The 26,243-nt window shown below is 67.5% G+C and carries 26 protein-coding genes; 13 read left to right on the top strand and 13 right to left on the bottom strand.

What is annotated here, in order from left to right:
* Positions 1 to 36 precede the first annotated feature (36 nt).
* A complete protein-coding gene (locus AC06FB_RS16650; RefSeq protein WP_053515423.1) occupies positions 37 to 810 on the top strand; it encodes an NAD kinase in 774 nt (257 codons plus the stop codon).
* Between the two features lie 47 nt (positions 811 to 857).
* The gene (locus AC06FB_RS16645; protein WP_053515425.1) at positions 858 to 1,802 is read left to right on the top strand and encodes a 5'-nucleotidase; all 945 of its coding nucleotides are present in this window, start codon (positions 858 to 860) and stop codon (positions 1,800 to 1,802) included.
* 75 nt (positions 1,803 to 1,877) lie between these two features.
* Here AC06FB_RS16645 and AC06FB_RS16640 read toward each other — a convergent pair whose 3' ends face one another.
* The 12 genes from AC06FB_RS16640 to asnS form a co-directional block, all read right to left on the bottom strand.
* Positions 1,878 to 2,429, bottom strand: coding sequence for a DUF2939 domain-containing protein (locus AC06FB_RS16640; protein ID WP_461289477.1), 552 nt, complete (start codon positions 2,427 to 2,429; stop codon positions 1,878 to 1,880).
* Between the two features lie 41 nt (positions 2,430 to 2,470).
* Positions 2,471 to 3,451, bottom strand: coding sequence for an aldo/keto reductase (locus AC06FB_RS16635; RefSeq protein WP_053515428.1), 981 nt, complete (start codon positions 3,449 to 3,451; stop codon positions 2,471 to 2,473).
* Positions 3,451 to 4,137, bottom strand: a complete 687-nt coding sequence (locus AC06FB_RS16630; protein WP_053515430.1) for a DUF2461 domain-containing protein — start codon at positions 4,135 to 4,137, stop codon at positions 3,451 to 3,453. Before AC06FB_RS16630 ends, AC06FB_RS16635 begins: the two co-directional genes overlap by 1 nt.
* Entirely contained in the window at positions 4,134 to 5,573 is a 1,440-nt protein-coding gene (gene sbcB, locus AC06FB_RS16625; RefSeq protein WP_065176050.1) for an exodeoxyribonuclease I, read from the bottom strand. The genes AC06FB_RS16630 and sbcB overlap by 4 nt, the downstream gene beginning before the upstream one ends.
* Positions 5,573 to 6,940, bottom strand: a complete 1,368-nt coding sequence (locus AC06FB_RS16620; protein WP_128987769.1) for an FAD-dependent oxidoreductase — start codon at positions 6,938 to 6,940, stop codon at positions 5,573 to 5,575. Before AC06FB_RS16620 ends, sbcB begins: the two co-directional genes overlap by 1 nt.
* Positions 6,941 to 6,971: 31 nt before the next feature.
* Positions 6,972 to 8,246, bottom strand: coding sequence for a kynureninase (gene kynU / locus AC06FB_RS16615; protein ID WP_053515435.1), 1,275 nt, complete (start codon positions 8,244 to 8,246; stop codon positions 6,972 to 6,974).
* A gap of 216 nt (positions 8,247 to 8,462) precedes the next feature.
* Entirely contained in the window at positions 8,463 to 8,984 is a 522-nt protein-coding gene (locus AC06FB_RS16610) for a 3-hydroxyanthranilate 3,4-dioxygenase (RefSeq protein WP_263174992.1), read from the bottom strand.
* A 19-nt stretch (positions 8,985 to 9,003) separates the two neighbouring features.
* Positions 9,004 to 9,666, bottom strand: a complete 663-nt coding sequence (gene can, locus AC06FB_RS16605; protein WP_053515439.1) for a carbonate dehydratase — start codon at positions 9,664 to 9,666, stop codon at positions 9,004 to 9,006.
* Positions 9,667 to 9,736: 70 nt separating this feature from the next.
* Positions 9,737 to 10,375: an FMN-binding negative transcriptional regulator gene (locus tag AC06FB_RS16600; protein ID WP_053515441.1), complete on the bottom strand. Its 639-nt coding sequence runs from the start codon at positions 10,373 to 10,375 to the stop codon at positions 9,737 to 9,739.
* Positions 10,376 to 10,385: 10 nt separating this feature from the next.
* Complete coding sequence (locus AC06FB_RS16595; RefSeq protein ID WP_053515443.1) at positions 10,386 to 10,700, bottom strand: hypothetical protein; 315 nt, start codon at positions 10,698 to 10,700, stop codon at positions 10,386 to 10,388.
* 7 nt (positions 10,701 to 10,707) lie between these two features.
* Entirely contained in the window at positions 10,708 to 11,007 is a 300-nt protein-coding gene (locus AC06FB_RS16590; protein ID WP_262218767.1) for a hypothetical protein, read from the bottom strand.
* 32 nt (positions 11,008 to 11,039) lie between these two features.
* A complete protein-coding gene (gene asnS, locus AC06FB_RS16585) occupies positions 11,040 to 12,434 on the bottom strand; it encodes an asparagine--tRNA ligase (protein ID WP_065182902.1) in 1,395 nt (464 codons plus the stop codon).
* Between the two features lie 127 nt (positions 12,435 to 12,561).
* On the opposite strand from asnS, the gene AC06FB_RS16580 reads away from it, so the two are divergent.
* The 6 genes from AC06FB_RS16580 (at position 12,562) to zipA (ending at position 18,865) form a co-directional block, all read left to right on the top strand.
* The gene (locus tag AC06FB_RS16580; RefSeq protein ID WP_053515449.1) at positions 12,562 to 12,900 is read left to right on the top strand and encodes a HesB/IscA family protein; all 339 of its coding nucleotides are present in this window, start codon (positions 12,562 to 12,564) and stop codon (positions 12,898 to 12,900) included.
* A 205-nt stretch (positions 12,901 to 13,105) separates the two neighbouring features.
* Complete coding sequence (rpsF, locus tag AC06FB_RS16575; protein WP_053515451.1) at positions 13,106 to 13,543, top strand: 30S ribosomal protein S6; 438 nt, start codon at positions 13,106 to 13,108, stop codon at positions 13,541 to 13,543.
* A gap of 11 nt (positions 13,544 to 13,554) precedes the next feature.
* Positions 13,555 to 13,785: a 30S ribosomal protein S18 gene (gene rpsR / locus AC06FB_RS16570; RefSeq protein WP_002804494.1), complete on the top strand. Its 231-nt coding sequence runs from the start codon at positions 13,555 to 13,557 to the stop codon at positions 13,783 to 13,785.
* A gap of 104 nt (positions 13,786 to 13,889) precedes the next feature.
* The gene (gene rplI / locus AC06FB_RS16565) at positions 13,890 to 14,339 is read left to right on the top strand and encodes a 50S ribosomal protein L9 (protein ID WP_053515452.1); all 450 of its coding nucleotides are present in this window, start codon (positions 13,890 to 13,892) and stop codon (positions 14,337 to 14,339) included.
* A gap of 235 nt (positions 14,340 to 14,574) precedes the next feature.
* Positions 14,575 to 18,078 carry a chromosome segregation protein SMC gene (gene smc / locus AC06FB_RS16560; protein WP_164152480.1) on the top strand — a complete coding sequence of 1,168 codons (3,504 nt, stop codon included), beginning with the start codon at positions 14,575 to 14,577 and terminating at the stop codon, positions 18,076 to 18,078.
* A gap of 46 nt (positions 18,079 to 18,124) precedes the next feature.
* A complete protein-coding gene (zipA, locus tag AC06FB_RS16555) occupies positions 18,125 to 18,865 on the top strand; it encodes a cell division protein ZipA (protein ID WP_111186144.1) in 741 nt (246 codons plus the stop codon).
* A gap of 76 nt (positions 18,866 to 18,941) precedes the next feature.
* Here the strand turns inward: zipA and AC06FB_RS16550 are convergent, their stop codons facing one another.
* The gene (locus AC06FB_RS16550) at positions 18,942 to 20,072 is read right to left on the bottom strand and encodes a pyridoxal phosphate-dependent aminotransferase (RefSeq protein WP_461288381.1); all 1,131 of its coding nucleotides are present in this window, start codon (positions 20,070 to 20,072) and stop codon (positions 18,942 to 18,944) included.
* A gap of 158 nt (positions 20,073 to 20,230) precedes the next feature.
* Between AC06FB_RS16550 and ligA the strand changes: the two genes are divergently transcribed.
* The 5 genes from ligA (at position 20,231) to mtnA (ending at position 26,173) form a co-directional block, all read left to right on the top strand.
* A complete protein-coding gene (ligA, locus tag AC06FB_RS16545) occupies positions 20,231 to 22,702 on the top strand; it encodes an NAD-dependent DNA ligase LigA (protein WP_461288385.1) in 2,472 nt (823 codons plus the stop codon).
* A 52-nt stretch (positions 22,703 to 22,754) separates the two neighbouring features.
* On the top strand, positions 22,755 to 23,240 hold the full coding sequence (locus tag AC06FB_RS16540) for a GNAT family N-acetyltransferase (protein ID WP_053515463.1): 486 nt from the start codon (positions 22,755 to 22,757) through the stop codon (positions 23,238 to 23,240).
* Positions 23,237 to 24,193, top strand: coding sequence for an EF-P lysine aminoacylase EpmA (gene epmA / locus AC06FB_RS16535; protein WP_065176043.1), 957 nt, complete (start codon positions 23,237 to 23,239; stop codon positions 24,191 to 24,193). The genes AC06FB_RS16540 and epmA overlap by 4 nt, the downstream gene beginning before the upstream one ends.
* Positions 24,194 to 24,332: 139 nt before the next feature.
* The gene (locus tag AC06FB_RS16530; protein ID WP_080375199.1) at positions 24,333 to 25,061 is read left to right on the top strand and encodes a DUF3011 domain-containing protein; all 729 of its coding nucleotides are present in this window, start codon (positions 24,333 to 24,335) and stop codon (positions 25,059 to 25,061) included.
* A 47-nt stretch (positions 25,062 to 25,108) separates the two neighbouring features.
* Positions 25,109 to 26,173 carry an S-methyl-5-thioribose-1-phosphate isomerase gene (mtnA, locus tag AC06FB_RS16525; protein ID WP_065176042.1) on the top strand — a complete coding sequence of 355 codons (1,065 nt, stop codon included), beginning with the start codon at positions 25,109 to 25,111 and terminating at the stop codon, positions 26,171 to 26,173.
* The last annotated feature ends 70 nt before the right edge of the window (positions 26,174 to 26,243 follow it).

Raw genomic sequence — 26,243 nt, 5'->3', positions numbered from 1 at the left:
TATGCTCTCCCTCACGCCTTCCCCCCGGATCCACCGATGAGCGACACCCCCCGCATCGCTTTCCTGGCAAGCACCACCGAAGCTGCGCAGATGGCCCGCGCGGCCATGGTCGCGCGCTTTGGCGACCATGCCCCCGAGCAGGCCGACGTGCTCTGCCCGCTGGGCGGTGATGGCTTCATGCTGCAGACGCTGCATCGTCACGGCCACCTGGGAAAACCGGTGTTCGGCATGAAGCTGGGCACCGTAGGTTTCCTGATGAACCAGTACCGGGGCGACGACGACGTCAATGCACGCATCGCCCGCGCGGAACCGGCCAACCTGCGTCCGCTGGAGATGGTGGCGCTGACCGAATCGGGCACCAGCACCGGTTCGCTGGCGTACAACGACGTGTCCCTGCTGCGGCAGACCCGCCAAGCTGCGCACATCGGCATCGACCTCAATGGGCAGGAGCGGGTGGCCGAACTGATCGGCGACGGCGTGCTGGTTGCCACGCCCGCAGGCAGCACCGCCTACAACTATTCGGCCCACGGACCCGTGCTGCCCTTGGGCTCGCACACCATCGCGCTGACGCCATTGGCACCGTATCGCCCGCGACGCTGGCGTGGTGCCATTCTCAAGGCGGATACGGAGGTGCGCTTCCGCGTGCTGGACCCCTACAAGCGACCGGTCAGCGTGACCGCCGATTCGCACGAGACGCGCGACGTGGTCGAGGTGACCATCCGCGAGTCGCGCGACCGCCGGGTGACATTGCTGTTCGACCCGGAACACAATCTGGAAGACCGGATCCTGAGCGAACAGTTCGTTTTTTGAGGACAATAGGTTGCCGGTCGCGTCGACCGCCAGAAGGACCCCCACCGATGGGTGACAACTCCCCCCGTTTGCTGACCGTCGCGGTGACCTCGCGCGCCCTGTTCGATCTCGAGGAAAGCCACGCGCTGTTCGAGACCGATGGCGTGGCGGCCTATGCGGAGTACCAGCGCCAGCACGAGGACGACATCCTCGGTCCCGGCGTGGCCTTCCCGGTGGTGCGCAAACTGTTGGCGCTGAACCAGGGCGCCAGCCCGGAGAACCCGCGCGTCGAGGTGATCCTGCTGTCGCGCAATTCGGCTGATACCGGCCTGCGCATCTTCAATTCGATCCAGCACTACGGCCTGGGCATCATCCGTGCCACCTTCACCGCCGGTGAGCCGACCTGGCCCTACGTGAAACCGTTCGGCACCGATCTGTTCCTGTCGGCCAATCCGGAGTCGGTCCGCAGTGCGCTGCGCCACGGAATCGCCGCTGCGACGATCCTGCCCAAGCCACCCGGCGAGACCGCTGCGGCCGCCGCGGACCAGATCGACACCGGCCGACCGTCCGGCCAGCTGCGCATTGCCTTTGACGGTGATGCGGTGATCTTCGGTGATGAAAGCGAGCGCATCTCGCGCGAACAGGGGGTCGAGGCATTTGGCCGCCACGAGCGCGAACGTGCGCGCGAACCGCTCAGCGGTGGCCCGTTCCGCGGCTTCCTGTCCGCGCTGCACACGCTGCAGGAGGTGTTCCCGGCCGGTGACAGTGCGCCGATCCGCACGGCGCTGGTCACCGCCCGTTCTGCGCCCGCGCACGAGCGGGTGATCCGCACGCTGCGCGAATGGGGCGTGCGCCTGGACGAGGCGCTGTTCCTGGGCGGCCGCCACAAGGGGCCGTTCCTGCAGGCCTTCGGTGCCGACATCTTCTTCGATGATTCGCAGCACAACATCGACAGTGCCCGCGAACACGTTGCCGCGGGCCATGTGCCGCACGGTGTCGCCAACGAGGGATGACGCGGTAGCGCCGGGCCACGCCCGGCGAGCGTAGCGGCACCTGTAGGAACGCCGGGCCACGCCCGGCGTTCTGCATCATGGGGTGCCGGCCATTCCCAACTGCAGGTCAACCACTTTCCAGCGCAGCCCCTGCGGTTCCAGCACGACCTTCAACGGTGGTTGGCCCGGGCCGCGATCAACGTCGACGACGAAGCGGTCGAACGCTTCGAAACGGTGGCGGGCGTTCTTCAAAGGCCGTGCCGGTTCGGTCGCCGCGAAGGCATCTCCGCCCTGCAGCTCGTTGCGCCCACGCTTCCACAGCACATGGCCCTGCAGCATCGCACCGATGCCGGTCGGGGTCATCAGGGTGTCCACCGCCGCGCCCCCAAGCTGGTCGCCCAGGCCGTAGAGCAGGGCGCCGAACGGACTGCTGGCCACATCGGGGCCGGCCTGGCGCACGAGGTAATCATTGAGTTGCGCACGCAGGCTGACGCGCACGCGTGGAAAGTCGACGTAGCGTTCCAGTGCGGCGGTATCGCGCTGTTCGATGGCCTTGGACAGACCCTGTATGGTCAGGTAGGGACCGCCGAACCACACGCCGGCCAGGGCAATCACCAACAGGACCACGATCGCAGTGAGCTTCTTCATGCCGCCAGACTGCCGCAAGTGCGGCCGGCCGGGGTGAAGACTCAATGACTGGGCGAACCGCTGCCGTCGCCATAAGCGGCGACCAGGCGTTGCCGGTCGGCGGGGCGCAGTGCTTCGGGTCGCGTGGCCAGCACCTCCTCCAGACTGCCGACGCGGGTAGTGCCCAGGATGCCGGCGGCCACGCCGGGGTGGCCCAGAACGTAGGCAAACGCAGTCTGGGCCGGACGCTGGCTGTCGATCGCCGCAATGGCCCGGCGCATCGCACGTGCGCTGCGCATCAGACGGCGGCTGCTGGGCTTGAGCCACGCGCGCGCCAGGTACCAGGCATCGGCCAATCTCGGCCGGCGAGGCTGGCTGGGCAGCAGGTGGCCCTGTGCGAGCACGGTGCCTGCCAGTACGCCGATTCCGGCCGCATGCAGCTGGTCGATCAGCGGCGCACGATCCTGCTGCAGCGCGTTGTAGTCCAGCAGGACCACGTCGAATGCCTGTGGATGCGCAAGCATCCAGTGCAGCGTCGAGGCTGAGTGGGTGTTGATGCCGGTGGCGCGGATCAGGCCACGTTCGCGCAGGCGCTGCAGCGCATCGAGCAGATCGTCGTTGATGTCGTGCGCGGTGGCGCCATGCAGCTGGTAGATGTCCAGGTAATCCAGGCCAAGGTTGCGCAGCGAGGCTTCGCAGCTGGCGGTGATGGCCGCAGGCGAGAAATCGCGCTGTTCTGCGCCACTGATGCCGGCCTGTCCGGTCAGTGTGCCGCCCTTGCTGGAGATGACCAGTGACTCACGCGGGTAGCGGGCCAGCAGCGGTCGCAGGATGCGGCCCAGGCGCGGTTCGGCATGGAAGCCGGAGTAGTTGTGGCCGGTGTCGAACAGGTTCACGCCCTGGGCCAGCGCGTGCTCGACGATCGCTGCGGCGGCATGCTCGGCAAAGCGGCGATGGCCCCAGAAGCCCGAGCAGCCCAGCCCGACCGGCGATACGGACAGGCCGGTGCGGCCGAGCGGGCGGCGTTGCCGGGCCAGTGGCATCAGAACTCCAGATCCAGTGCTGCGCACAGATAGTCGACGAAGGGGCCGAGCGCGGCCAGGTCCTTGCCGAGCGTGGACAGCAGGCGCGGCCCGGTCATCGTCTCATCGTCCAGCGAGCGCCACATCACCCAGTTGCGATGCTTGAGATCGTCGATGAACTCGAAATCGGCGGGGAAGCCACGCGGCGGCCTGACCAGCTTCTCGCTCTGCTCGAAATCGAAACGCCGGCGCAGGGCGGGTGCATGCGCTGCGGCCTTCCAGCTGCCGGGGTTGTCCAGGATGAAATGGCGCACGCGGCGCTGGGTGTCCGGTTCGGGGTGCCACAGGCCGGCACCGACGAAGCTCTCGCCCGGCTGCAGATGCACGTAGAACGACGGAGCGGCCACTTCGCGGCGGCGTTCATGGAACAGGCGTGCGCCCTGCCAGGTCTTGTACGGCGATTTGTCGTTTGAAAAGCGCGCATCGCGATGGATGCGGAACAGCGAACCACCGACGCCACGGGTATCGGCACGGAAATGCGCGCTGACCTCGGCCAGCGCGGGCTGCAGGTCGCCCAGCAGGCGCAGGAACGGCTGCCGTACATGGTCTTCGTACTGCTGGCGATGGTCGTTGAACCAGGCCTTTTCATTGTGCCGCGCAAGGCTGCGCAGGAACCTGAAACTGGCGTCGCTGAAATAGGTGCTCACAAGCTCTCCTGCAGATGCTGGCCCCAGTCGCGCAGCGATTGCAGCAGGGCCAGGCGGCGATCGTCGTCCGGCGCCTCGGCGGCCAGTGCATCGAGCTGCTGCTGGTACTGGGGCAGGTTGAGTTCGCCCAGGCGGCCGTCACCGAGCAGGCGCTGGCGGCGGTAGTCCTGCCAGCGCTGGCGCTCGGCCGGTGCCAGGGTGTCGGGATGGTTGCGGGCGCGATAGCGGAACAGCAGTTCGGGCAGGCGCGGATCGCGGAAGCGGCCTTCCAGCGCAGCCAGCTCTGCGGGCGGCGTGGTCCGCGCCAGGGCCAGCAGTGGCTTGTCGCCATTGCCGAGGAAGCCGTCGTACAGCGAAGCATCGACGTCGGCCACGACGGCGTCCCGTGGTTGGTTGTACACCTGCCGTGCCTTCTCGGCCAGTTGCGGCGCGAATGCACGCAGCCGCTCGACCTTGGCTTCGATGGCGGCGACATCCAGGCCCAGGCGGGCGTGATCGTCGGGCCGCAGGTGGTTCCAGGCGACCAGCGCCGGGACCTTGTTCAGATGTACTTCCTTCAGCGGCACCCGGGCGACGCCTTCGGGCAGTTCGCTGGCGCGCAGGTAGAGCCGCTCGGCGATCGTCTCGGCTGGCAGCTGCAGCAGGTCGTCGATGTCACCTTCCAGATCGAACACGATCACCCGGTTGTTGATCGTCGGGTGCACCGCCAGCGGCAGCACCGGAGCCGCGCACAGCCGGCTGGCCGGGTATCGCATGGAAATGTGCAGCACCGGCTTCAGTGCGCCGACGTCCAGCAGGCTGCCGACGAAACGCTTGTCGCGCAGTTTCAACGCGTACTCCCACAACCGCGGCTGCGACTGCTTGAACAGGCGTGCCATGCCGATCGTGGCGCGCACGTCCGACAGCGCCTCGTGCGCATCGCCATCGCGCACATTGTTGGCTTCGGCCAGGTGCTCGAGCTTGAACGACGTGGCGCCGTCCTCGCGCAGTGGCCAGTGGATGCCTTCGGGACGCAGGGCGCGCATCAGCCGCAGCATGTCCAGCAGGTCCCAGCGCGAGTTGCCGTTGCGCCACTCGCGCTCGTAGGGGTCATGGAAGTTGCGGAACAGACCGTAGCGGATGAATTCGTCGTCGAAGCGCAGGGTGTTGTAGCCCAGGGCACAGGTACCCGGGCGCGACAGCTGTTCGTTGATGCGGTCGAACGCTTCGGCTTCGCTGATGCCTTCAGCCAGTGCCCGCTGCGGCGTGATGCCGGTGACCAGGGTGGCCATCGGCGAGGGCAGCAGATCGTCGGCGGGACGCACGAAGAAACTCACCGGCGTGTCGATCTCGTTCAGATCGGCATCGGTGCGGATCGCCGCGAACTGGGAGATGCGCGTTCGCCGTGGGTCCTGGCCGAAGGTTTCCAGGTCGTAGAACAGGAAGCTGTCAGCCATCAGTGTGCGCCCTCCAGAACCGGCAGCCGGGCATGGATCTGTGCCTCCAGAGCCGCCCAGTCGATGTTCTCCAGCGACGTATGGCCGATCGTGGCGGCCACCAGCATGTCGCGCTGGATGTCGGTCCGGCGCAGTGCCTCCGCGTAGGGCGTGTGCAGGAACGTGACCATGGTGTAGTGCGGTACGAAGCGGGTCGGCCAGCGACGCTGAAGCGCCTGCTCCAGCTCGCGCTGCAGCAGGAAGGCCGGGTCGGCGACGCGATCACGCATCTCCAGGTAGTTCTCCAGGGCCATCTGCTGGATCGCATGCGCGTTCGGCTTGCGTTCTTCCTCGAAGGCGGCGAACGCGCTCTGCAGGTCGTCGGCTTCCATCAGATGGCGGGCCAGTGCCACGCAGTCCTCGAACGCGCAGTTCATGCCCTGCCCGTGGAAGGGCACCATCGCATGCGCGGCATCACCGATCAGCACGGCCTGGCCCTGCTGGTGCCAGCGCTCCAGCGTCAGCGTGCCGAGCAGGCCGGGCGGATGCTGCTCCCAGTCCGTGCGCAGGTCGGGGATCAGCGGCAACGCATCGGCGAACTCGCGCGCGAACAGGGCTTCGGCCTGGGCGCCGGTATTGACGGTGGCGAAGCTGGGCTCGCCCTGGTTGGGCAGGAACAGGGTGACCGTGAACGTGCCTTCGTGATTGGGCAGGGCGATGCACATGAAGTGGCCCCGTGGCCAGATGTGCAATGCGTTGCGTTCGATGCGGAAGCCACCATCACGGTCCGGTGGAATCTCCAGTTCCTTGTAGGAGTGATCGAGGAAGGCGATGTCCTCGCCCAGCGGCGCGCGCCGGTTCATCGCCGCGCGCAGCGCCGAGCCGGCGCCGTCAGCGCCGATCAGGCTGTCGAAGTGGATGTCGTGCGGGCTGTCGTCGCGATCGTCGATGAAGCGCGCATGGCCGGCATCGAAATCGACGGTATGCAGCCGGCGGTGGAAATGTACGGTGGCACCTGCCTGCTCGGCCAGTGTCAGCAGCGTGGTGTTCAGGTCCCTGCGATGGATCGACCAGATCACTTCGCTGTCGTCGCGCCCATAGCGCTGCAGCTGCGCGGCGCCTTCGCGCGGATGCACCATGCGTCCACGCATCATCACCGCGCGGGCCATCACCTCGTCCTCCACGCCGGCCTGCCGCAGCGCGTTGCGCCCACGCTCGGCCAGCGCCAGGTTGATCGAGCGGCCGCTTTCGTAGTCGGCCACGCGTGGGTCGCCACGGCGTTCGTACAGGGTGATCCGCCAGCCCTGCCGCGACAGCAGGATGGCGAGCAGGGATCCGGCCAGGCCGGCACCAATGATGCTCAACGAGCGGGAGGCATGTGCGATCAACGAACTGTCCAGCAGGAGGGGAGGTGCCGGCTCAGAGGCCGGCCCAGGCTTCCACTTCCTCGACGAAATGGTGGACGTCCAGGTAGCGGTTGTAGAGCGGGGTGGGGGAGATGCGGATCACGTCCGGCTCGCGCCAGTCACCGAGCACGCCGACCGAGCGCAGGTGCTCGAACAGGGCGCGGCCACGCTCGCGGCCGGCGATCACCCGCAGCGAGAGCTGGCAGCCGCGCCGGTCCGGCTCGGCCGGGGTGACGATGTCGAGCACGTTGGCCAGGCGCGCGCGCACCAGGGCTTCGAGCATGCCGGTCAGTGCCAGCGACTTGCTGCGCAGGGCGTCCATGCCGGCCCGTTCGAACAGGTCCAGTGAAGCGCGCAGCGGCGCCAGGCCGAGGATCGGCGGATTGCTCAGCTGCCAGCCTTCGGCGCCGGTGGCGGGCGTGAACTGCGGGGACATCTGGAAGCGGGTGGCTTCGTCATGGCCCCACCAGCCGGCGAAGCGTGGCAGGGTGCTGTCACGGTGGTGACGCTCGTGCACGAACGCCCCGGCGACGGCCCCCGGGCCGCTGTTGAGGTACTTGTAATGGCACCACACGGCAAAGTCCGGCGCCACATCGTGCAGGCGCAGGGGCAGGTTGCCGACCGAATGCGCCAGGTCGAAGCCGATGCGCGCGCCCTGCAGGCGTGCGGCGCGGGTGATCGCATCGAGGTCGAAGGCCTGGCCGGTGCGGTACTGCACGCCTGGCCACAGCACCAGAGCCAGGCGAGGGCCATGCGTGGCGATCGCGCGTTCGATCGCGGTCATCGAGATCGTGCCGCTGGCTTCGTCCGGCTGCACCTCCACCAGGCAGTCGGCCGGGTCGAAGCCATGGAAACGGATCTGCGCTTCCACCGCGTGACGGTCCGTCGGGAAGGCGCCGGCTTCCATCAGGATCACCGGTCGTTCCCGGGTTGGCCGGTAGAAGCTGACCATCATCAGGTGCAGGTTCACGCTCAGCGTGTTCATCGCCACCACTTCGCTGGGCAGCGCACCGACCACCCGCGCCAGCTGCGTGCTGACCAGACGGTGGTAGGACAGCCATTGGGTGGGGCCGGTGAAGTGGCCTTCCACTGCCAGTTCAGCCCATTGCTTCATCACTTCCTGCACCGCCGCCTGTGCGCCGCGCGGCTGCAGTCCCAGCGAGTTGCCCACGAAGTAGGTCTGCTCGCCGCCGCCGTGGCGCGGAATCAGGAATTCACTGCGCAGCGGCCGCAACGGATCCGCGGCGTCGAGAGCGATGGCATGGGTGCGGTTCAGCAGGTCGGACATGGTCGGGCAACAGGCTGCAACGGGGCTGCCAGTGTAGCGCCTGGGGCCTGCGTGATGCCGCGCAGTACGCTCGCCGGGCATGGCCCGGCGCTACCCGGAGATCACGCGCATCGGCCATGCCGGGCCATGCCCGGCGGGGGAATCAGCAATCGCAGCACCGGTAGCGCCGGGCCATGCCCGGCGGATGCATCAGCAATCGCCATACCCGGCGATCGATCAGTCCGCCGCCGGTGCCGGCAACGGGTCGAGGTGGCCGCATTTGCCGCAGGTACGCAGTTCCAGGCTGGCGTGGTAACGCGCGAAGACCTTGGGCAGGTCGGTTTCGATGTTCTGCAGCGCGAAGAACTCCTCATGCAGCTTGTGGTTGCAGCGCTCGCAATGCCAGATCACACCGTCCATCTCGTGCGGCAGCCGCCTGCGCTCCACGACCAGCCCGACGCCGCCCGGTGGCCGGCGCGGCGAGTGCGGCACCTTCGCCGGCAGCAGGAAGATCTCGCCGGCACGGATCGGGATGTCGCGGACCGCGCCATTCTCCTGGACCTTCAGCACCATCTCGCCTTCGAGCTGGTAGAACCACTCGGGCCCTTCGTCGTAGTGATAATCGGTCCGCGAGTTCGGCCCGCCGACCACCATGACGATGAAGTCGCCGTTGTCGATCATCTTGTTGCCCACCGGCGGTTTCAGCAGGTGACGATGTTCTTCGATCCAGGCGTGCAGGTTGATCGGTGAGGCGAGCATGGTCGGGCTCCGTGGGGGATCAGTCGCGCTTGCCCTTGCGGGGGACATAGGAAAGCGCTTTCTCGTAAGCCGGCTGCAGATCTTCCGGCGAGCCGACATCGATGCCCATTTCGCGCACGCGGCCATCCTTCAAGCTGTAGACCCAGCCATGCACCATCAGCTTCTGGCCGCGTGCCCAGGCGTCCTGCACGATGGTCGAGCGGCACAGGTTGGCGACCTGCTCGATGACATTCAGCTCGCACAGGCGGGCATGACGCAGCTCGTCGGTCTCCAGCGCATCGATGATCGCCGCGTGCTTCTGCATCACGTCGCCGACGTGGCGCAGCCAGTTGTCCGCCAGGCCGACGCGGGTGTTGTGCAGGCAGGCATGCACGCCGCCGCAACCGTAGTGGCCCACGATGAGGATGTGCTTCACCTTCAGCTGGTCTACCGCGTACTGCACCACGCTCAGGCAGTTCAGGTCGGTGTGGGCGACCACGTTGGCGACGTTGCGATGCACGAACACTTCGCCCGGTGCCATGCCGATGATCTGGTTGGCCGGCACGCGCGAATCGGAGCAGCCGATCCACAGGTATTCCGGGTGCTGCTGCTTGGCCAGCTGATGGAAGAACTCGGGATCTTCCTTCTCGATGCGGTCGGCCCAGTCGCGGTTGTTCTGCAGCAGCTTGTGGATGTCTTTCATGTTCGGGTCCCTGACCTCGGTGGGGGCAAGTCGCGGCTGTCCGGCCGCGTCGTCGCGGGAGTCGGTGCGTTCAGCCGCTGCTGGCGGCCTCATCGCGGAACCAGCGCATCCACTGCGCCAGTTCGGTGGAAGGTGGGGCGTGCAGGCGATCCAACGCGTCGATCACCGCCTGCTGGTTGGCATCGGGATGGTTCTGGCTGAGCTTCAGTTTCAGCTGTACCTGTTCGACGTGGAAGTGGAACCCGACGATGGCGCGCAGCTCCGGGCCGTGCTCGGGACGATCAGCCTCGAACCGCCACTGCTGGCCGACGCTGGCTTCAAAGCGGTCGCTGATGTCCCCGACCAGCTGGGCCAGCGCATCGGTGCCGTCGAACGGCTGCAGCTGTCCGCGCAGCTCGGCAGCGGCATAGTTCCAGGTCGGAACGCGTGCCGCCGGTTCCTTGTCCGGATACCAGCTGGCCGAGACGTAGCCATGCGGGCCATCGACCAGCACCTTGGCGGTGCCTTCGCGACGCGACTGCGGGTTGGCCCGCGCCCAGTGGCCGCGCAGTTCGATGCGCTGGCCATCACGCCGGTACAGCACCGGCACGCGGGTCAGCTCGGGCAGGCCGTCGTCACCGGTGGTGAGCACGGTGACGAACGGATCGCGCGCCAGCAGGCGGTCCAGCCAGATCAGATCGGTCTCGGCGAAGGCGCGCGGAGTGAACATCGGCCTGGGCTCAGGCGCGCCCGCCCAGCGATTGCACCATGCGGCCACGCAGGCCCTCGTCGCTGTCGGCGTGCGGTGGCTGCACCTCGTGCAGGCTGAAGCCGCGCACCAGCGCATCTTCTTCGTCCAGGCCGTCGAATTCGACGAAATCGGCGTCGAACAGCTGCGCGCGGGCAGTGTCCTCGCTGTCGTAGCTGAGGGTGTTGCCATCACTGTCGAGCACTTCGGCCGTGCCGGCCGGGCGCACGCGCAGGCGGGCCCAGATCAGGGTGTTGCCGAGGCTGGCCAGCCACCAGCTGTCGTGCGGGGCGGAGAGATCGTTCATGTATGCGTTACCAGAGCGAAGCCAGCCAGAGCAGGGCGGCCATGCCCAGTCCGGCCAGCAGGGTCAGCAGCGAAACCCAGGCCGGCGTGGCCAACCCGGACAGCGAGCGATCCGGCTGCTGCCGGTAGTCGCGGCGCAGCAGCCAGGCCAGGGCTTCGGGCTTGAGGAAGGCGCCGCTGCCGAAGCGCTGTGCCAGCGCCGGATGGCGGTCACGCACGTGCACCAGGGTCAGCGGCCAGAAGATCACGAAGGCACTGAACCCGGCCACTGCGACGCCGACAAAGCAGAGGGCGAAGAACAGGGTCATGGGGGCAGTACCTCCGTGGTCGGTGGTGGGGCTTAGAAGTCCGCGCTGCCGGGAGCGCGCGGGTAAGGAATCGCATCGCGGATGTTGGACAGGCCGCAGACGTACACCACCAGGCGCTCGAAGCCCAGGCCGAAGCCGGCGTGCGGCACCGAGCCGTAGCGACGGAAATCGCGGTACCAGCTGTAATGCTCACGGTCCAGGCCGAACTGGGCCATGCGCGCGTCCAGCACGTCCAGGCGCTCTTCGCGCTGGCTGCCACCGATGATCTCGCCGATGCCCGGCGCCAGCACGTCCATCGCGGCGACGGTCTTGCCGTCGTCGTTCAGGCGCATGTAGAACGCCTTGATGTGCTCGGGGTAGTTGGTCACCACCACCGGGCGGCCGACGTGTTCCTCGGTCAGCCAGCGCTCGTGTTCGGTCTGCAGGTCCAGGCCCCATTCGACCGGGAAGTCGAACTTCCGGCCAGACTTCTGCAGCAGGCTGACCGCATCGGTGTAGTCGATGCGCTCGAACGGCGCGTTGATGAAGTCTTCCAGCTTGGTGATCGCGTTCTTGTCCACGCGTTCGGCGATGAAGGCCAGATCATCGCTGCGCTCGTTCAGCACCGCGCGGAACAGGTACTTGAGGAACTCCTCGGCCAGGCGCGCATCTTCGGCCAGGTCGGCGAAGGCGATCTCCGGCTCGATCATCCAGAACTCCGCCAGATGGCGGGTGGTGTGGCTGTTCTCGGCGCGGAAGGTCGGGCCGAAGGTATACACCTTGCTCAGGGCCAGGCAGTAGGCCTCGACGTTCAGCTGGCCGGACACGGTCAGGAACGTCTCCTTGCCGAAGAAGTCGCGGCTGAAATCGATCGCGCCCTTCTCATCGCGCGGCAGGTTCACCATGTCCAGCGTGGACACACGGAACATCTGGCCGGCGCCTTCGGCGTCGGAGGTGGTGATGATCGGGGTGCTGATCCAGTTGAAGCCGTTCTCATGGAAGAAGCGGTGCACGGCCTGGGCCAGGCAGTTGCGGATGCGGGTGACCGCGCCGAACAGGTTGGTGCGCGGGCGCAGGTGCGCCACTTCACGCAGGAACTCCGGCGTCATCGGCTTGGGCTGGATCGGGTAGGTGAGCGGGTCTTCGACCCAGCCGACCACTTCGACCGCACTGGCCTGGATCTCGAACGACTGGCCCTTGCCCTGCGATTTCACCAGGATGCCGGTGGCCACCAGCGAGCAGCCGGTGGTGAGGCGCTTGATCTCGTCGAAGTTGACCAGGGTGTCGTTGGCTACGACCTGGATCGGGGCGAAGCAGGAGCCGTCGGTCACATTCACGAAGGCCAGATTCGCTGAACCGCGCACCGTGCGCACCCATCCGCGTACCGTGACTTCGCCGCCTTCCGGGATCTTCCCGGCAAGCGCATGTTCAACGCTGACCACCGTCATGACTTGAATCCTCTGCTGATCGACTCGATCTGTGAACACGGGAGTTTACCGGTTGCAGCGTTCTGCTTGCGAGGCATTTCTGCGGCCCAACCTCCCTATAATGTCCCTGTTCCTCTGGAGTAGTCCCATGGCTGTCAGCCTGACCCCCATTGCCTTCGAGCGCGTGCAGCGCTTCGTCGCCCAGACCCCGGGCGCGCTGGGCCTGCGCTTCGGCGTGACCAAGACCGGCTGCTCCGGCTGGGGCCACGTGACCGACCTGGCCCGTGACGAGCGCGAGGGCGATACGGTCTTCGACCAGGACGGCGTGAAGATCTACGTCGATGCACAGAGCCTGGCCCTGGTCGACGGCACCGTGATCGACTTCGGCAAGCACGGCCTGAGCGAGACCTTCACGTTCAGCAACCCGAACGCGACCGCCGAGTGCGGCTGCGGCGAGAGCTTCACCACCGACGCCGACAAGGCCTGAGGGCCGCTTCCCCGGGGGCCTGCCGGCCGGTCCTCGGGCAGGTCCCGGCGCTGCCGGGTTCAGGTTCGGCCACGGTTGCCCGGCCGCCCCATCTGCGCCATAATGCGCGGCTTCCTGCCTTCCTGGCGGGAACCCTTGCCCCACCGCGGTCTCAACGGCGGGGGGCTGTCCGGCCGCAAGGCCACATCCGAAAGGTAGAAAAAACATGAGTCGTCATTACGAAATCGTGTTCATGGTCCACCCGGACCAGAGCGAGCAGGTCCCGGCCATGATCGAGCGCTACAAGTCGCTGGTCGAGAACGGCAACGGCACCATCCACCGTCTGGAAGACTGGGGCCGCCGCCAGCTGGCATACCCGATCCAGAACCTGGTGAAGGCGCACTACGTGCTGCTGAACATCGAAGCCGACCAGGCCGTGCTGAACGAGCTGACCGAAAGCTTCCGCTTCAACGACGCCGTGCTGCGCAACCTGGTCATCAAGCGTGACGAGGCTGACACCGAGCAGTCGCTGATCATGAAGAGCAAGGACGAGAAGGGTGACAAGCCGGAGCGCGGTGAGCGCCGTCGTCGTGACGACGAAGAAGGCGAGTCCACCACCACCGCTGACAACGAAGCCGGCGAAGACGCCGCTTCCGCCGCCTAAGGAGCCTTCCCATGTCCAAGTTCTTCCGTCGCCGCAAGTTCTGCAAGTTCACGGCTGAAGGTGTCAAGGAGATCGACTACAAGGATCTCAACACCCTGCGCCAGTACCTGACCGAGAACGGCAAGATCGTGCCGAGCCGCGTCACCGGTACCAAGTCGAAGTACCAGCGTCAGCTGGCGACCGCCGTCAAGCGCGCTCGCTTCCTGGCCCTGATTCCGTACACCGACAACCACGACGTCTGATGCCCGGCGGGGTGGCCGCGTGCCGCCCCGTTGTGCCAGCTATTCGGACAGCCTTTGTTGCGGGGCATCGCCTCGCTAACGAATAACTTATCTGGAGTAAAACCATGCAGCTGATCCTCCTGCAGAAGGTCACCAACCTCGGCAACCTGGGTGACCTGGTCACCGTCAAGCCGGGCTACGGCCGCAACTTCCTCGTGCCGCAGGGCAAGGCCGTGCCGGCCACCGAGAGCAACAAGGCAGAGTTCGAAGCAAAGCGCGCCGAGTACGAAGCCAAGGCCCAGTCCATCCACGCCGAGGCTGAAGCCCGCAAGGCGAAGCTGGAAGGCGCGAGCGTCACCATCGCCGCCAATGCTTCGACCGAAGGCAAGCTGTACGGCTCGGTCGGCCCGCGCGACATCGCCGAGGCCTTCACCGCCGCCGGCCTGCCGCTGGAAAAGAGCGAAGTCATCCTGGGCGAAGGCGCGTTCCGCAACATCGGCGAGTACGACGTGCTGATCCACCTGCACGCCGACGTCGAGACCACCGTCAAGGTCGTCGTCGAAGCCGAAGCCTGATCCCACGCCGCAAGGCCTGGCATCACCGCAGAACGGGCGCCCGCGAGGGTGCCCGTTTTGTTTTGTCGGCCCGCCCGGCGGGCGCGCGGGCCCCGATGTTCCACGCCCATTCGTAGAACACGGCCACATCGGTATACTCAGGGCGTCACACCCGTTCCACGGTCGGCGATCCCAGCAGGATCAATGACTTGGAGGGTAAACGCAGGCCGCTTGCCGGCCCCAGTCCGGAACCCCTATGCGTCTTTCCACGATCAAGCTGTCCGGCTTCAAGTCTTTCGTCGATCCGACCACCCTGCATCTGCCGACCAACATGACCGGCGTGGTGGGGCCCAATGGCTGCGGCAAGTCGAACATCATCGACGCCGTGCGCTGGGTCATGGGCGAAAGTTCGGCCAGCCGCCTGCGCGGCGACTCGCTGACCGACGTGATCTTCTCCGGTTCCAACGCCCGCAAGCCCGTCTCGCAGGCCACGGTCGAGCTGATCTTCGACAACTCCGACCACACCATCTCCGGCGAGTACGCCTCGTTTAACGAGATCTCGGTCAAGCGCACGGTCAGCCGCGACGGCACCAGCAACTACTACCTCAACGGCACCAAGTGCCGCCGCCGCGACATCACCGATCTTTTCCTGGGGACCGGCCTGGGCCCGCGCAGCTACTCGATCATCGAACAGGGCATGATCAGCCAGATCATCGAGGCGCGTCCCGAGGATCTGCGCGTCTACCTGGAAGAGGCGGCCGGAATCTCCAAGTACAAGGAGCGGCGCAAGGAAACCGAAACCCGCATCCGCCACACCCGCGAGAACCTTGATCGCCTGGGCGACCTGCGTGAGGAGATCAGCAAGCAGCTCGAGCACCTCAAGCGCCAGGCCCGGCAGGCGGAGCAGTACCAGGCGTTGCAGGAAGAGCGCAGGGTCAAGGATGCCGAGTGGAAGGCGCTGGAATTCCGAGGCCTCGATGGGCGCCTGTCGAAGCTTCGCGAGGGCCTGTCGCAGGAAGAAACCCGGCTTCAGCAGCTGATCGCGGACCAGCGCGACGCCGAGGCCCGCATCGAGACCTCGCGCATGCGCCGCGAGGAAGCGGCCGACGCACTCAATACCGCGCAGGCCGCGGTCTACCAGGTCGGTAGTACCTTGGCCCGACTGGAGCAGCAGATCCAGCACCAGCGCGAGCTGTCGCAGCGCCTGCACAAGGCCCGCGACGAGACGCGGCAGGCATTGGCCGAGCTGGGCCAGCACATCAGTGGCGACGAGGCCAAGCTGATGGTGCTGCGCGAGGCGGTGGACGCCGCGACCCCGCAGCTGGAGGCGCTGCAGGAAGAGAACGAGATCAAGCAGGAAAGCCTGCGCGAGGCCGAAGCCCGCCTGGCCGACTGGCAGCACCGCTGGGAACAGCACACCTCACAGAGTTCCGAGGCCTCGCGCGCCGGCGATGTCGAGCGCACCCGCGTGGACTACCTGGACCGGCAGATCCTCGATGCCGACCGGCGTCGCGAGGCGCTGGCCGCCGAGCGTGCCGGGCTGGACGTGGACGCGCTGGAAGAAGCCTTCGAGCAGCTGCACCTGCAGCACGACACGCAGAAGACCGCACTGGACGAGCTGAGCGAACAGGTCGAGCAGCGCAAGCAGGGCGTGGCCACCGTGCAGGAACAGCAGCGCAATGGCCAGAACGAACTGGCCGAGCTGCGCAAGCAGGTCAATGGCCTGCGCGGTCGCCTGGCATCGCTGGAAACCCTGCAGCAGGCCGCACTCGGCCAGGAGCAGGGCGCCGCGGTTGCCTGGTTGAAGGCGCGCGGGCTGGATTCGGCCGCGCGCGTGGGCGAGCGCCTGGATGTCGATGCCGGTTGGGAAAATGCGGTGGAAAGCGCCCTCGGCCAGCTGATCGAAGGCGTGCTGGTGGACGACCCGGCAGGCCTGGTCGATGCGCTGGGCGAACTGGGCGAAGGCCGCATCGCACTGGTGTCTGACGATGCCAGCGATCTGGACGTCGCCGCGACATCGCTGGCCGCGCGCGTGCGCGGACCGACGGCGATCCGACGCCTGCTGGCGCATTTGCATGGCGCGCGGGATCTGGACGAGGCCCGTGCCCTGCAGGCCCGGCTGCCCGCCGGTGATTCGATCATCACCCAGAGCGGTGAGCGTCTCGGCCAGGGCTGGGTGCGCGTGTCGCGCTCCGGTGCGGCCAAGCAGGGTGCGCTGCTGCGCGAGCGCGAGATCAATGAGCTGCGCGAGCAGATCGAACAGCTGCAGAACCGTGAGGTCGAGCTGGAAGATCAGCTGTCCGGCTTCCGCGAGCAGCTGCTGGCCGCCGAACAGCAACGCGAAGATGCGCAACGGGCGCTGTACCTCGCGCATCGTGCGGTATCCGAGCTGGCGGGTCAGCTTCAGGGCCAGCAGGGAAAGGTGGAGGCCGCACGCACGCGCATCGATCGCATCGAAGGCGAGCTGAGCCAACTGCTGGAGACCCTCGAGGTCAACCGCGAGCAGGCGCGCGAGGCACGTTCGCGGCTGGAGAGTGCCGTCAGCAGCATGGGCGATCTGGAATCGACCCGGCAGGCCCTGGAAAGCGAACGCCGGCAGCTGGCCGAAGCACGCGACCTCGCCCGCGAAGCCGCACGGGCGGTGCGCGAACGCTCGCATTCGCTGGCACTGACCCTGGAATCGCAGCGCGCACAGGTGGCATCGCTGAGCCAGGCGCTGGAGCGCATGAGCACCCAGCGCGGGCAGCTGGATTCGCGCCTGGGCGAACTGCATTCGCAGCTGGACGAGGGTGATTCGCCGGTCGAATCGCTGCAGGCCGAGCACCAGAATGCGCTGGAAGAGCGCGTGCGTGCCGACCGTGTGCTGGCCGAAGCGCGTACTCTGCTTGATGGCATCGACGCCGAGCTGCGCAATTTCGAACAGACCCGCCACCAGCGTGATGAGCAGGCGCTGGCGCAGCGCGAGCGTATTTCCCAGCGGAAGCTGGACCAGCAGGCCCTGGTGCTCAGTGCTGACACCCTGCAGGCTGCGGTGGAGAAGGCCGGCTTCGTGATGGCCGACCTGCTCAACGCATTGCCCGAGGACGCCCGCCTGGGGGACTGGGAGCAGGCCGTGCACCAGATCGACGGTCGCATGCGCCGGCTGGAGCCGGTCAACCTGGCGGCGATCCACGAGTATGGCGAGGCATCGCAGCGGTCGGAGTATCTCGATTCGCAGCATGTGGACCTGACCACGGCGCTGGAGACCCTGGAAGACGCCATCCGCAAGATCGACCGCGAAACCCGCGGCCGATTCAAGGATACGTTCGACCGGGTCAACGCCGGTGTGCAGGCCCTCTATCCGCGCCTGTTCGGCGGTGGCCATGCCTATCTGGAACTGACCGGTGAAGATCTGCTCGACACCGGCGTGACCATCATGGCGCGTCCGCCGGGCAAGCGCGTATCCAGCATCTCGCTGCTGTCCGGCGGCGAGAAGGCGATGACCGCGGTGGCGCTGGTGTTCGCGATCTTCCAGCTCAATCCGGCGCCGTTCTGCCTGCTGGACGAAGTGGACGCACCGCTGGACGAGGCCAACGTGGGCCGCCTGGCCAACATGGTCAAGGAAATGAGCGAGAAGGTGCAGTTCCTGTTCGTCAGCCACAACAAGGCGACGATGGAAGCTGCGCAGCAGCTGTCGGGCGTGACCATGCGCGAGCCGGGCGTCAGCCGCCTGGTCAGCGTGGACCTGGAAGAGGCCGCGCGATTGGCGGGCGCGGCCTGACGTGCCATCCTAGTTACCTGAATGAACTAGCCGGAGAACCTATCGAATGTCCGACACGGCACTGTTGCGCATCGGCATCCTGGCCGCCGGCCTGCTGTTGATCGCCGCGATCTTCCTGTTTGGCCGTCCGAAGAAGAAGCCCCAAGGCCGCCGCGTGGAAGGCACCGAACCGACCAGCAGCGAGCGCCGCGAACCGGTCCTGGGCGAGGACGGCGTACCGTTGGCCGATACCCGCCTCGATCCGGCACTGGGCGAAGAGGGTCAACAGGCCGAGCTGGGCCTGGCCGACACCGACGCCGGCGCGGCCAGCGACCTGGGCAAGCGCGCCACCCAGGATTTCGACAAGATCGTCTCGCTGTTCGTGGCCGCACGGGCCGGCGAGCAGCTGCGGGGCGAGGACATCGTCGTGGCGGCCGAGAAAACCGGTCTGGTGTTCGGCCACATGAACGTGTTCCATCGTCTGGTGGAGGGCCATCCGGAACGGGGGCCGATCTTCTCGATGGCCAGCATCATGAAGCCGGGCAGTTTCGACATGGCCAACATCCGTGCCATGGAGACACCGGCCATCGCCTTCTTCCTGACCCTGCCGGCGCCGCTGACCGCGCTCGATGCCTGGGAGAAGATGCTGCCGACCGTGCAGCGCATGGCCGAGCTGCTGGATGGCGTGGTGCTGGACGACAGCCGCAACGCGCTCGGCCGCCAGCGCATCGCCCACATCCGTGACGAGCTGCGTGCCTATGACCGCCAGCACCAGGCGCCGCCCCTGACCAAGACCCCGCGCTGGTAAGCGCGGTCATCCCGGGTATGCCGACCCACGGTCGGCACCCACCACCACAGCAGATCCATCGCCTGCGTGGATGAAGTCAGGAAGGCACCCCGGCGACCTGGGCGAACGCGGCGCGGAACGCTGCCATCTCCTCCTCGGTGCCAACGGTCACACGGACGCGCTGCGGCCAGATCGGCCAGCTGCGACCGATCACCACACCCTGTGCGGCCATCGCCCTGGCAAAGGCGGCACCGTCGCGCTGGACGTCCACCACGAAACAGTTCGCTTCCGACGGCAGGCAGCTGAAGCCACGCTTGCCCAGCCAGGCGATGGTCGCCTGCCGGATCTTCGCGTTCTGCAGACGGCGCTGCGGAACCAGCTGCGGATCGTGCAGGCTGGCCAGAGCGGCGGCCAGCGCCGGCACCGGCAACGGGTTGTCGCCGAGGCTGCCCAGCTCGCGCAGGCGATCGGGATGGGCCGCTGCCGCGCCCAGGCGCAGTCCGGCCATGCCATACAGCTTGGAGAAGGTGCGCAGCACGATCAGGTCATCGCGCTCCGCCACCTGCGCGATCAGGCTCGGCTGGTCGCTGTACTGCAGGTACGCTTCGTCCACCAGCACCCTGGTTCCGGCGGGCTTGCTGGCCAGCAGCCAGGCGAGCTCGGCGGGCGGGCTGATCGAACCCGTGGGGTTGTTGGGGTTGCACACATACATCAGCCCGGTCGGGCGCGCGTGCGCGGCAGCCACCATCGCGCGCACATCGTGCGCGCCGTCGCTGCGCAGAGGCACTCGGCTGACGTGTGCGCCCCGCGCGGCGGCCACGTCGCCAATCGCCTCGAAGGTCGGATCAGCCACGACCAGGCCCTGCTGCGGGCCGGTCCAGATTGCGGCGGCACGGTTCAGGGGCTCGCTGGAGCCCGGGTACAGGCGCAGGTGATCGGCACTGACGCCGCTGTGTTCGACGAATGCATCACGGACCTGCGCCGCCAGCTCGAAGCGGTAGCGGCCGCAGCGCGCGATGCTGTCGCGAGCGGCCGATTGCGCAGCGGCGGAAGGCCCATACGGGCATTCATTGAAGTTCAGCAGCACCGGCCCATCGGCGCGCGGCGACGCGGGAGCCGCAGCCGGGGAGGTTTGCGCGTATCCCAGGCCCGGCAGGCCACTGCCGGCGACGGCGAGGCCGGCACCGGCCAGCTGCAGGAAGCGACGACGGGAGGCGGGCAGGGTCATGGGCAGGTTTCCGGAGGGCGGCCGACGCACGCTAGCGCTGCCGGTGGAGGGCGGCAAGCCCGTCTTTCGCGGAGCGGGGCCCGGCGCTGCCGGGGCGGGGACGTTACAGGGCATGACGGCCGGGCGCGGTAGAATCCCCAGCCGCCCCAGAATCACCGATCACGATGAGCCCCAGCCCCGCCGAACGCGTCGATGAACTCCGCCGGCAGATCGCCCAGGCCAACCGCGCCTATCACGAGCTGGATGCGCCGGAGATCCCCGACGTCGATTACGACCGGCTGGTGCGCGAGCTGGAAGCACTGGAACGTGCGCACCCCGAACTGGCCCGCACGGACAGCCCGACCCAGCAGGTCGGCGCGCGTCCCTCCGGGCGTTTCGCTGAAGTCCGCCACGCGGTGCCGATGCTGTCGTTGTCCAATGCCTTCAGCGATGAGGAGGTGACCGACTTCGTGCGCCGCATCGACGAACGCCTGCGACGCGGTGCCGCGCGCTTTTCGGCGGAGCCGAAGATGGACGGGCTGGCGATCAGCCTGCGCTACGAGGATGGACATTTCGTTCTGGGTGCGACCCGCGGCGATGGCACGACCGGCGAAGACGTGACGGCCAACCTGCGCGAGATCGGCGACATCCCCCGGCGTCTGCACGGCAAGGGCTGGCCGGACGTGCTGGAAGTGCGCGGTGAGGTCTACATGGCCCGTGCCGACTTTGAAGCCTACAACGATCGCGCCCGGCTGCATGGCGGCAAGGTACTGGCCAACCCGCGCAATGCGGCGGCCGGGTCGCTGCGGCAGCTCGACCCGAAGATCAGCGCACAGCGCAAGCTCAGCTTCTTCGCCTACGGCACCGGAGAAGTGCAGGGCGGCGAACTGCCCGATACCCATTCGGGCACGCTCGCGCAGCTGGGTGCCTGGGGCTTCCCGGTCAGTGATCTGTGCAGGGTGGTGGAAGGTGCCGATGGGTTGCTGGCCTACTACCGCGATATCGGCGCACGCCGCGATGGCCTGCCCTTCGACATCGATGGCGTGGTCTACAAGCTGGACGACCGCGCTGGCCAGCAGGCGATGGGTTTCGTCTCGCGCGCACCGCGCTGGGCCATCGCGCACAAGTTCCCGGCGCAGGAACAGAGCACCACGCTGGAAGCGATCGAAATCCAGATCGGCCGCACCGGCGCTGCCACTCCGGTCGCGCGCCTGGCGCCGGTCGCCGTGGCCGGCGTGATCGTCTCCAACGCAACCCTGCACAATGCGGACCAGATCGAGCGCCTGGACGTGCGGGTGGGTGACAGCGTGATCGTGCGCCGTGCCGGCGACGTGATTCCCGAAGTGGTCAGCGTCATCCTCGACCGCCGGCCGCCGGGCACCACGCCGTGGCAGATGCCCACGCGCTGCCCGGTCTGTGGCTCGGAGATCGTGCGCGAAGAGGGCGCGGCCGCGTGGCGCTGCTCCGGTGAGTTGTCGTGCCCGGCGCAGCGCAAGGAGGCCATCGCCCATTTCGCTTCACGTCGCGCGATGGATATCGATGGCCTGGGTGACAAGTACATCGAAACCCTGGTGGATGCCGGCATCGTCAAGGGCGTGGCGGACCTGTACCGGCTCACCCGCGACCAGCTGCTGCACCTGAAGCTGGTGCTCGACGCGGAAGATCCGTCCGCGCTGGCCGCCAGCCTGGCGCCGCACCTGCCGGCCGAAGGCAGCGGCACCGTGCTCAATGCCGTGCTCAAGCTCGATGGCAACGATGTGGCCTGGCGCGCGAAGGCACTGGCGCAGCCGGCCAGCTTCGAGTGGAACACGAAGAAGATCGCGACCCGCTGGGCCGACAACCTGATCGCCGCGATCGACACCAGTCGTGCCACCACGCTGGAACGGCTGTTGTTCGCGCTGGGCATCGAACATGTCGGCGAAAGCACGGCCAAGGCGTTGGCGCAGTGGTTCGGTGATCTGGCCTTGATCCGACGGCTGCCCTGGCCACTGTTCAAGCGCGTGCCGGACATCGGTGGCGAAGTGGCACGTTCGCTCGGTCACTTCTTCGAGCAGCAGGGCAACCAGCAGGCCATCGACGATCTGCTGCAGGTCGGCCAGGTGCGCATCAGCGACGTGCATCCGCCCAGTGCGAAGCTGCGTGAGGGGCTGGACCTGGCTCAGCTGCTGGTGGAATCGGAGATCCCCGGCATCACCCGCCTGCGCGCGGAAAAGCTGGTGGCGTTGCTGCCCAGCGCGCAGGCCGTGCTCGATGCCGAGCATGGCCAGTTCGTCAATGCCGGATTGCCCGAGGACACCGCGCGCGGCCTTGCCCAGTGGCTGGAAGCGGACAGCCATGGCGTGATGCTGCTGGCTGCCGAGGAGGCGATGCGGCAGATCCTGGCCAAGGCGCCCGCGTTGACCGAAATCGTCGCCGGTCCGCTCGACGGGCAGACCGTGGTCCTGACCGGCACCCTGGCCCAGCTCACCCGCGATGTGGCCAAGGAGCGACTGGAGGCGCTGGGAGCCAAGGTGTCCGGCAGCGTGTCGAAGAAGACCCACTTCGTGGTGGCGGGTACCGAAGCCGGCTCCAAGCTGGACAAGGCGCTGGCCCTGGGAGTGCCGGTGTGGGACGAAGCGCGTCTGCTGGGCTTCCTCGCCGACCACGAATGATGACCCCGCCGGGCGTGACATGCGCCCGGCCCGAAACAGCAAAGGATTCCCGATGCAGACTGCCCCGCTGGACTTCCGCCTGGCCACCCGCGCCGACGAGGAACTGCTGATCTCGCTGATGCGCGCGTTCTACGCCGAGGACAGGATCGAGTTCGACGACGTGCGCGTGCGTCGCGGTGTCGATGCACTGCTGGCCGATCCGCGCAACGGCGAAGTACTGCTGTGGCTGGACGAAGCCGGTCAGGTGGTCGGCTATGCGGTGATCGCGATGGGCTTCAGCCTGGAGCAGGGCGGACATTTCATGCTGCTTGACGAGCTCTATCTGGGGCCGCGGGCGCGCGGCCGTGGCCGGGGCAAGCAGGCGCTGGCCATCTGCGAACAGCGTGCACGCGGACGCGGGGTCAGCCGCCTGCGCCTGGAGGTGAACCACCACAACGAACTGGCGCGTCGGCTGTACCTGGCCAGTGGCTACATCGATGACACCCGCGACCTGCTGACCCTGCCGCTGGATCACCCGCGCCCGGAGGGCATCCTGTGAGCGACGCCCTGCGGCGCAAACTGCAGCAGCGTGCCGCGCTGAACGCGCTGGTGCGCCGCTTCTTCGCAGAGCGTGACGTGCTGGAGGTGGAGACACCGATCCTGTCGGTGGCCGGTAATACCGAGCCCAACATCGACAGCTTCCATACCGACTTCAGCGGCCATGTCGACGCCGGCGGCCGCCGTCGCTGGCTGCGTACGTCGCCGGAGTACCCGCTCAAGCGGCTGCTCGCTGCCGGTGTCGGCGACTGCTACGAACTGGGGCGGGTGTTCCGCAACGGCGAGGCCGGCGGGCGCCATAACCCGGAGTTCACCCTGCTGGAGTGGTACCGGGTTGGCTGGGACCATCACCGGCTGGTGCAGGAAACCGCGGAGCTGGTCCGCCTGGCTCTGGGCCTGGTCGGACGCAGCGCCAGCCTGCGTGTGCTGAGCTACCGCGAGCTGTTCCAGCAGCAGGTGGGCGTGGATCCGTTCCAGACCGATGAGGCCGGGCTGCGCGCTGCGCTGGGTGACGTGCATATCGACCCGGTCGGGCTGACCCGCGACGACTGGCTGGATCTGCTGATGACCCATCGCATCCAACCGCATTTCGATGACGCGGTCATGACCGTTGTCCACGACTGGCCGGCGAGCCAGGCAGCACTGGCCCGCATCCGCCCTGGTACGCCGCCGCTGGCCGAGCGGTTCGAGCTGTACCTGGGGGCCGTGGAGCTGGCCAACGGCTATCACGAACTGAACGATGCCGACGAACAACGGGCGCGTTTCCAGCACGACCTGCAGCGCCGTCATGCGCGCGGGCAGGTGCAGCCGGCGCTGGACGAGGCACTGCTGGCGGCGTTGCCTGCCATGCCCGCGTGTGCGGGTGTCGCGGTCGGCATCGATCGCCTGTTGATGGCGATGAACCGCACGCCCCGCATCGCCGACGTGCTGGCCTTCGATTTCGCCGACGCCTGAGCACACGCGGCTTTCTGAACCAGACAGACTGAACGGATTGCCGCGTCCGCGCGCTTGATTCAGCAAGCACGATGATGCTCTCATCACTCCCGATGCCAGACACTGGCATGGCAGTTCGTCCAGTCCTATGGGGAAGGCTTTGGTCAAGTGGTTTGCGGTTGTGGCGGCACCGGTCTACTCCATTGCGATGTGGGGAGTGCTGACGCCGTTGCCGGCATCGGCGCAGCAGGCCGGCTATGACGGCGAAGTCGTCACCTGCGAGTCACGCGACATGGCCTGGGTGCACTGCGATATCGATGTCAGCAACGGCGTCGATCTGGTTCGCCAGTTGTCCAGCAACAGCTGTATCCGTGGCAGCGAATGGGGCACCGACCGCAGCGGCGTGTGGGTCACGCTCGGCTGCCGTGCCGAGTTCCGGGCGCGCCCGGCGCAGGGAGTGGCTGCGGCCGAGCCAGGCAGCAAGCGCAAGGTGCGCCGCGTGGTCCGCTGTGAATCCAATGGCCGTCCGCAGAGTTGTCCGGTGCGTCTGGACGGCGCACCGGTGCGCCTGCTGCGGCAGCTGTCGGTGCTGCCATGCCGGGAAGGGCAGGGCTGGGGTTACAAGCGCAACGAGGTGTGGACCAGCCGAGGCTGCCAGGGTGATTTCGAGGTGGCCGATGAGGATGGCCGTTTCGTCGACGTGCCGCGCCGGCTGACCTGCGAATCCAAATCGAAGAAGCGCCGGTTCTGCGGCGCCAGCATCTCCGTCGGTGCCGCGGTGCGACAGCAGCTGTCCAGCACAGAGTGCGTGGAGGGCAGCACCTGGGGCTGGAGCCGCAACGGCATCTGGGTGGACGGCGGTTGCCGCGCCGAATTCTCGGTGAATTGAATCCGGCCGGGTGCCTGCGCGAGGGGGCGTGGCCCTACAATGGGCCCATGAACACTGCCACCGACCTCGATTACGCCCGCTACGACCACATCCGCCCGATCCTGTGGACCGGCGATGCCCTGCAACTGCTGGACCAGCGCAAGCTGCCGTTCGTGGTCGAGCATGTGGTATGCCGGGACAGCGATGAAGTCGCCGCCGCCATCCACGCCCTGACCGTACGTGGCGCCCCGGCCATCGGCATCGCGGCTGCCTGGGGCGTGGTGCTGGCGGCGCGTGAGGTGCAGGCGGCCGATGGCCCGCTCGCCCTGCAGCAGCTTGAGCCGGCGCTGCAGCGGCTGAACGCCTCACGCCCGACCGCCGTCAACCTGGCCTGGGCACTGGCGCGGATGCGTCGTTGCCTGGGCAGCGCCGGTGCGGACTGGAAGACGCTGCTTGAAGCGGAAGCGCGGGCCATCGCCGAGGAAGACCTGGCCGCCAACCGCCACATGGGGGCGCTCGGCGCCGGCCTGATCGATGCCGGCAGCGGCGTGCTGACCCACTGCAATACCGGCTCGCTGGCCACCGCCGGCTTCGGCACCGCGCTGGGCGTGATCCGCGCCGGCATGGCCCAGCACCGGATCGCCCGCGTGTTCGCCGGCGAGACCCGGCCGTGGCTGCAGGGCGCGCGCCTGACCGTCTGGGAACTGCAGCAGGATGGCATCGACGCCACCCTGATCGCCGATTCGGCCGCCTCGCACCTGATGAAGACCGGGGCCGTGCAGTGGGTGATCGTCGGCGCCGACCGCATCTGCGCCAATGGCGATACCGCCAACAAGATCGGCACCTACCAGCTGGCCATCGCCGCGCGCCACCATGGCGTGAAATTCATGGTCGTGGCGCCGTCCTCGACGGTCGACATGGAGACCGTCGACGGCAGCCAGATCGAGATCGAACAGCGCGATCCGGGCGAGCTGTACGGCGTGGGCGGGACGCGCACGGTGGCCGAAGGCATCGCCGCCTGGAACCCGGTGTTCGACGTCACCCCGGGCGAGCTGATCGACGCCATCGTGACCGAGCGCGGCGTGATCCTGAACCCGACCGTGGAGAACATGCGCGCCGCCTTCGGCGGTTGAGACGCACAGGCGGTCTGCGCCGCGGGAGCCGGGCGCATCTTCCGGGTTCGCCGCGGCCGGCCCCGGGCGT

Source organism: Stenotrophomonas sp. Steno-C15 (assembly GCF_056393265.1).
Note: the sequence above shows the minus strand (reverse complement) of the source record. Positions and strands in the feature narration are given on the sequence as shown.

Coding starts and splice junctions, on each gene's coding strand:
- mtnA (WP_065176042.1), top strand. CDS start 25,109: ATGAACACTGCCACCGACCTCGATTACGCCCGCTACGACCACATCCGC.
- AC06FB_RS16610 (WP_263174992.1), bottom strand. CDS start 8,984: ATGCTCGCCTCACCGATCAACCTGCACGCCTGGATCGAAGAACATCGT.
- AC06FB_RS16650 (WP_053515423.1), top strand. CDS start 37: ATGAGCGACACCCCCCGCATCGCTTTCCTGGCAAGCACCACCGAAGCT.
- AC06FB_RS16595 (WP_053515443.1), bottom strand. CDS start 10,700: ATGAACGATCTCTCCGCCCCGCACGACAGCTGGTGGCTGGCCAGCCTC.
- AC06FB_RS16600 (WP_053515441.1), bottom strand. CDS start 10,375: ATGTTCACTCCGCGCGCCTTCGCCGAGACCGATCTGATCTGGCTGGAC.
- asnS (WP_065182902.1), bottom strand. CDS start 12,434: ATGACGGTGGTCAGCGTTGAACATGCGCTTGCCGGGAAGATCCCGGAA.
- AC06FB_RS16640 (WP_461289477.1), bottom strand. CDS start 2,429: ATGAAGAAGCTCACTGCGATCGTGGTCCTGTTGGTGATTGCCCTGGCC.
- rplI (WP_053515452.1), top strand. CDS start 13,890: ATGCAGCTGATCCTCCTGCAGAAGGTCACCAACCTCGGCAACCTGGGT.
- rpsF (WP_053515451.1), top strand. CDS start 13,106: ATGAGTCGTCATTACGAAATCGTGTTCATGGTCCACCCGGACCAGAGC.
- AC06FB_RS16580 (WP_053515449.1), top strand. CDS start 12,562: ATGGCTGTCAGCCTGACCCCCATTGCCTTCGAGCGCGTGCAGCGCTTC.
- sbcB (WP_065176050.1), bottom strand. CDS start 5,573: ATGGCTGACAGCTTCCTGTTCTACGACCTGGAAACCTTCGGCCAGGAC.
- AC06FB_RS16550 (WP_461288381.1), bottom strand. CDS start 20,072: ATGACCCTGCCCGCCTCCCGTCGTCGCTTCCTGCAGCTGGCCGGTGCC.
- can (WP_053515439.1), bottom strand. CDS start 9,666: ATGAAAGACATCCACAAGCTGCTGCAGAACAACCGCGACTGGGCCGAC.
- zipA (WP_111186144.1), top strand. CDS start 18,125: ATGTCCGACACGGCACTGTTGCGCATCGGCATCCTGGCCGCCGGCCTG.
- smc (WP_164152480.1), top strand. CDS start 14,575: ATGCGTCTTTCCACGATCAAGCTGTCCGGCTTCAAGTCTTTCGTCGAT.
- AC06FB_RS16590 (WP_262218767.1), bottom strand. CDS start 11,007: ATGACCCTGTTCTTCGCCCTCTGCTTTGTCGGCGTCGCAGTGGCCGGG.
- rpsR (WP_002804494.1), top strand. CDS start 13,555: ATGTCCAAGTTCTTCCGTCGCCGCAAGTTCTGCAAGTTCACGGCTGAA.
- AC06FB_RS16645 (WP_053515425.1), top strand. CDS start 858: ATGGGTGACAACTCCCCCCGTTTGCTGACCGTCGCGGTGACCTCGCGC.
- AC06FB_RS16635 (WP_053515428.1), bottom strand. CDS start 3,451: ATGCCACTGGCCCGGCAACGCCGCCCGCTCGGCCGCACCGGCCTGTCC.
- kynU (WP_053515435.1), bottom strand. CDS start 8,246: ATGTCCGACCTGCTGAACCGCACCCATGCCATCGCTCTCGACGCCGCG.
- AC06FB_RS16540 (WP_053515463.1), top strand. CDS start 22,755: ATGCAGACTGCCCCGCTGGACTTCCGCCTGGCCACCCGCGCCGACGAG.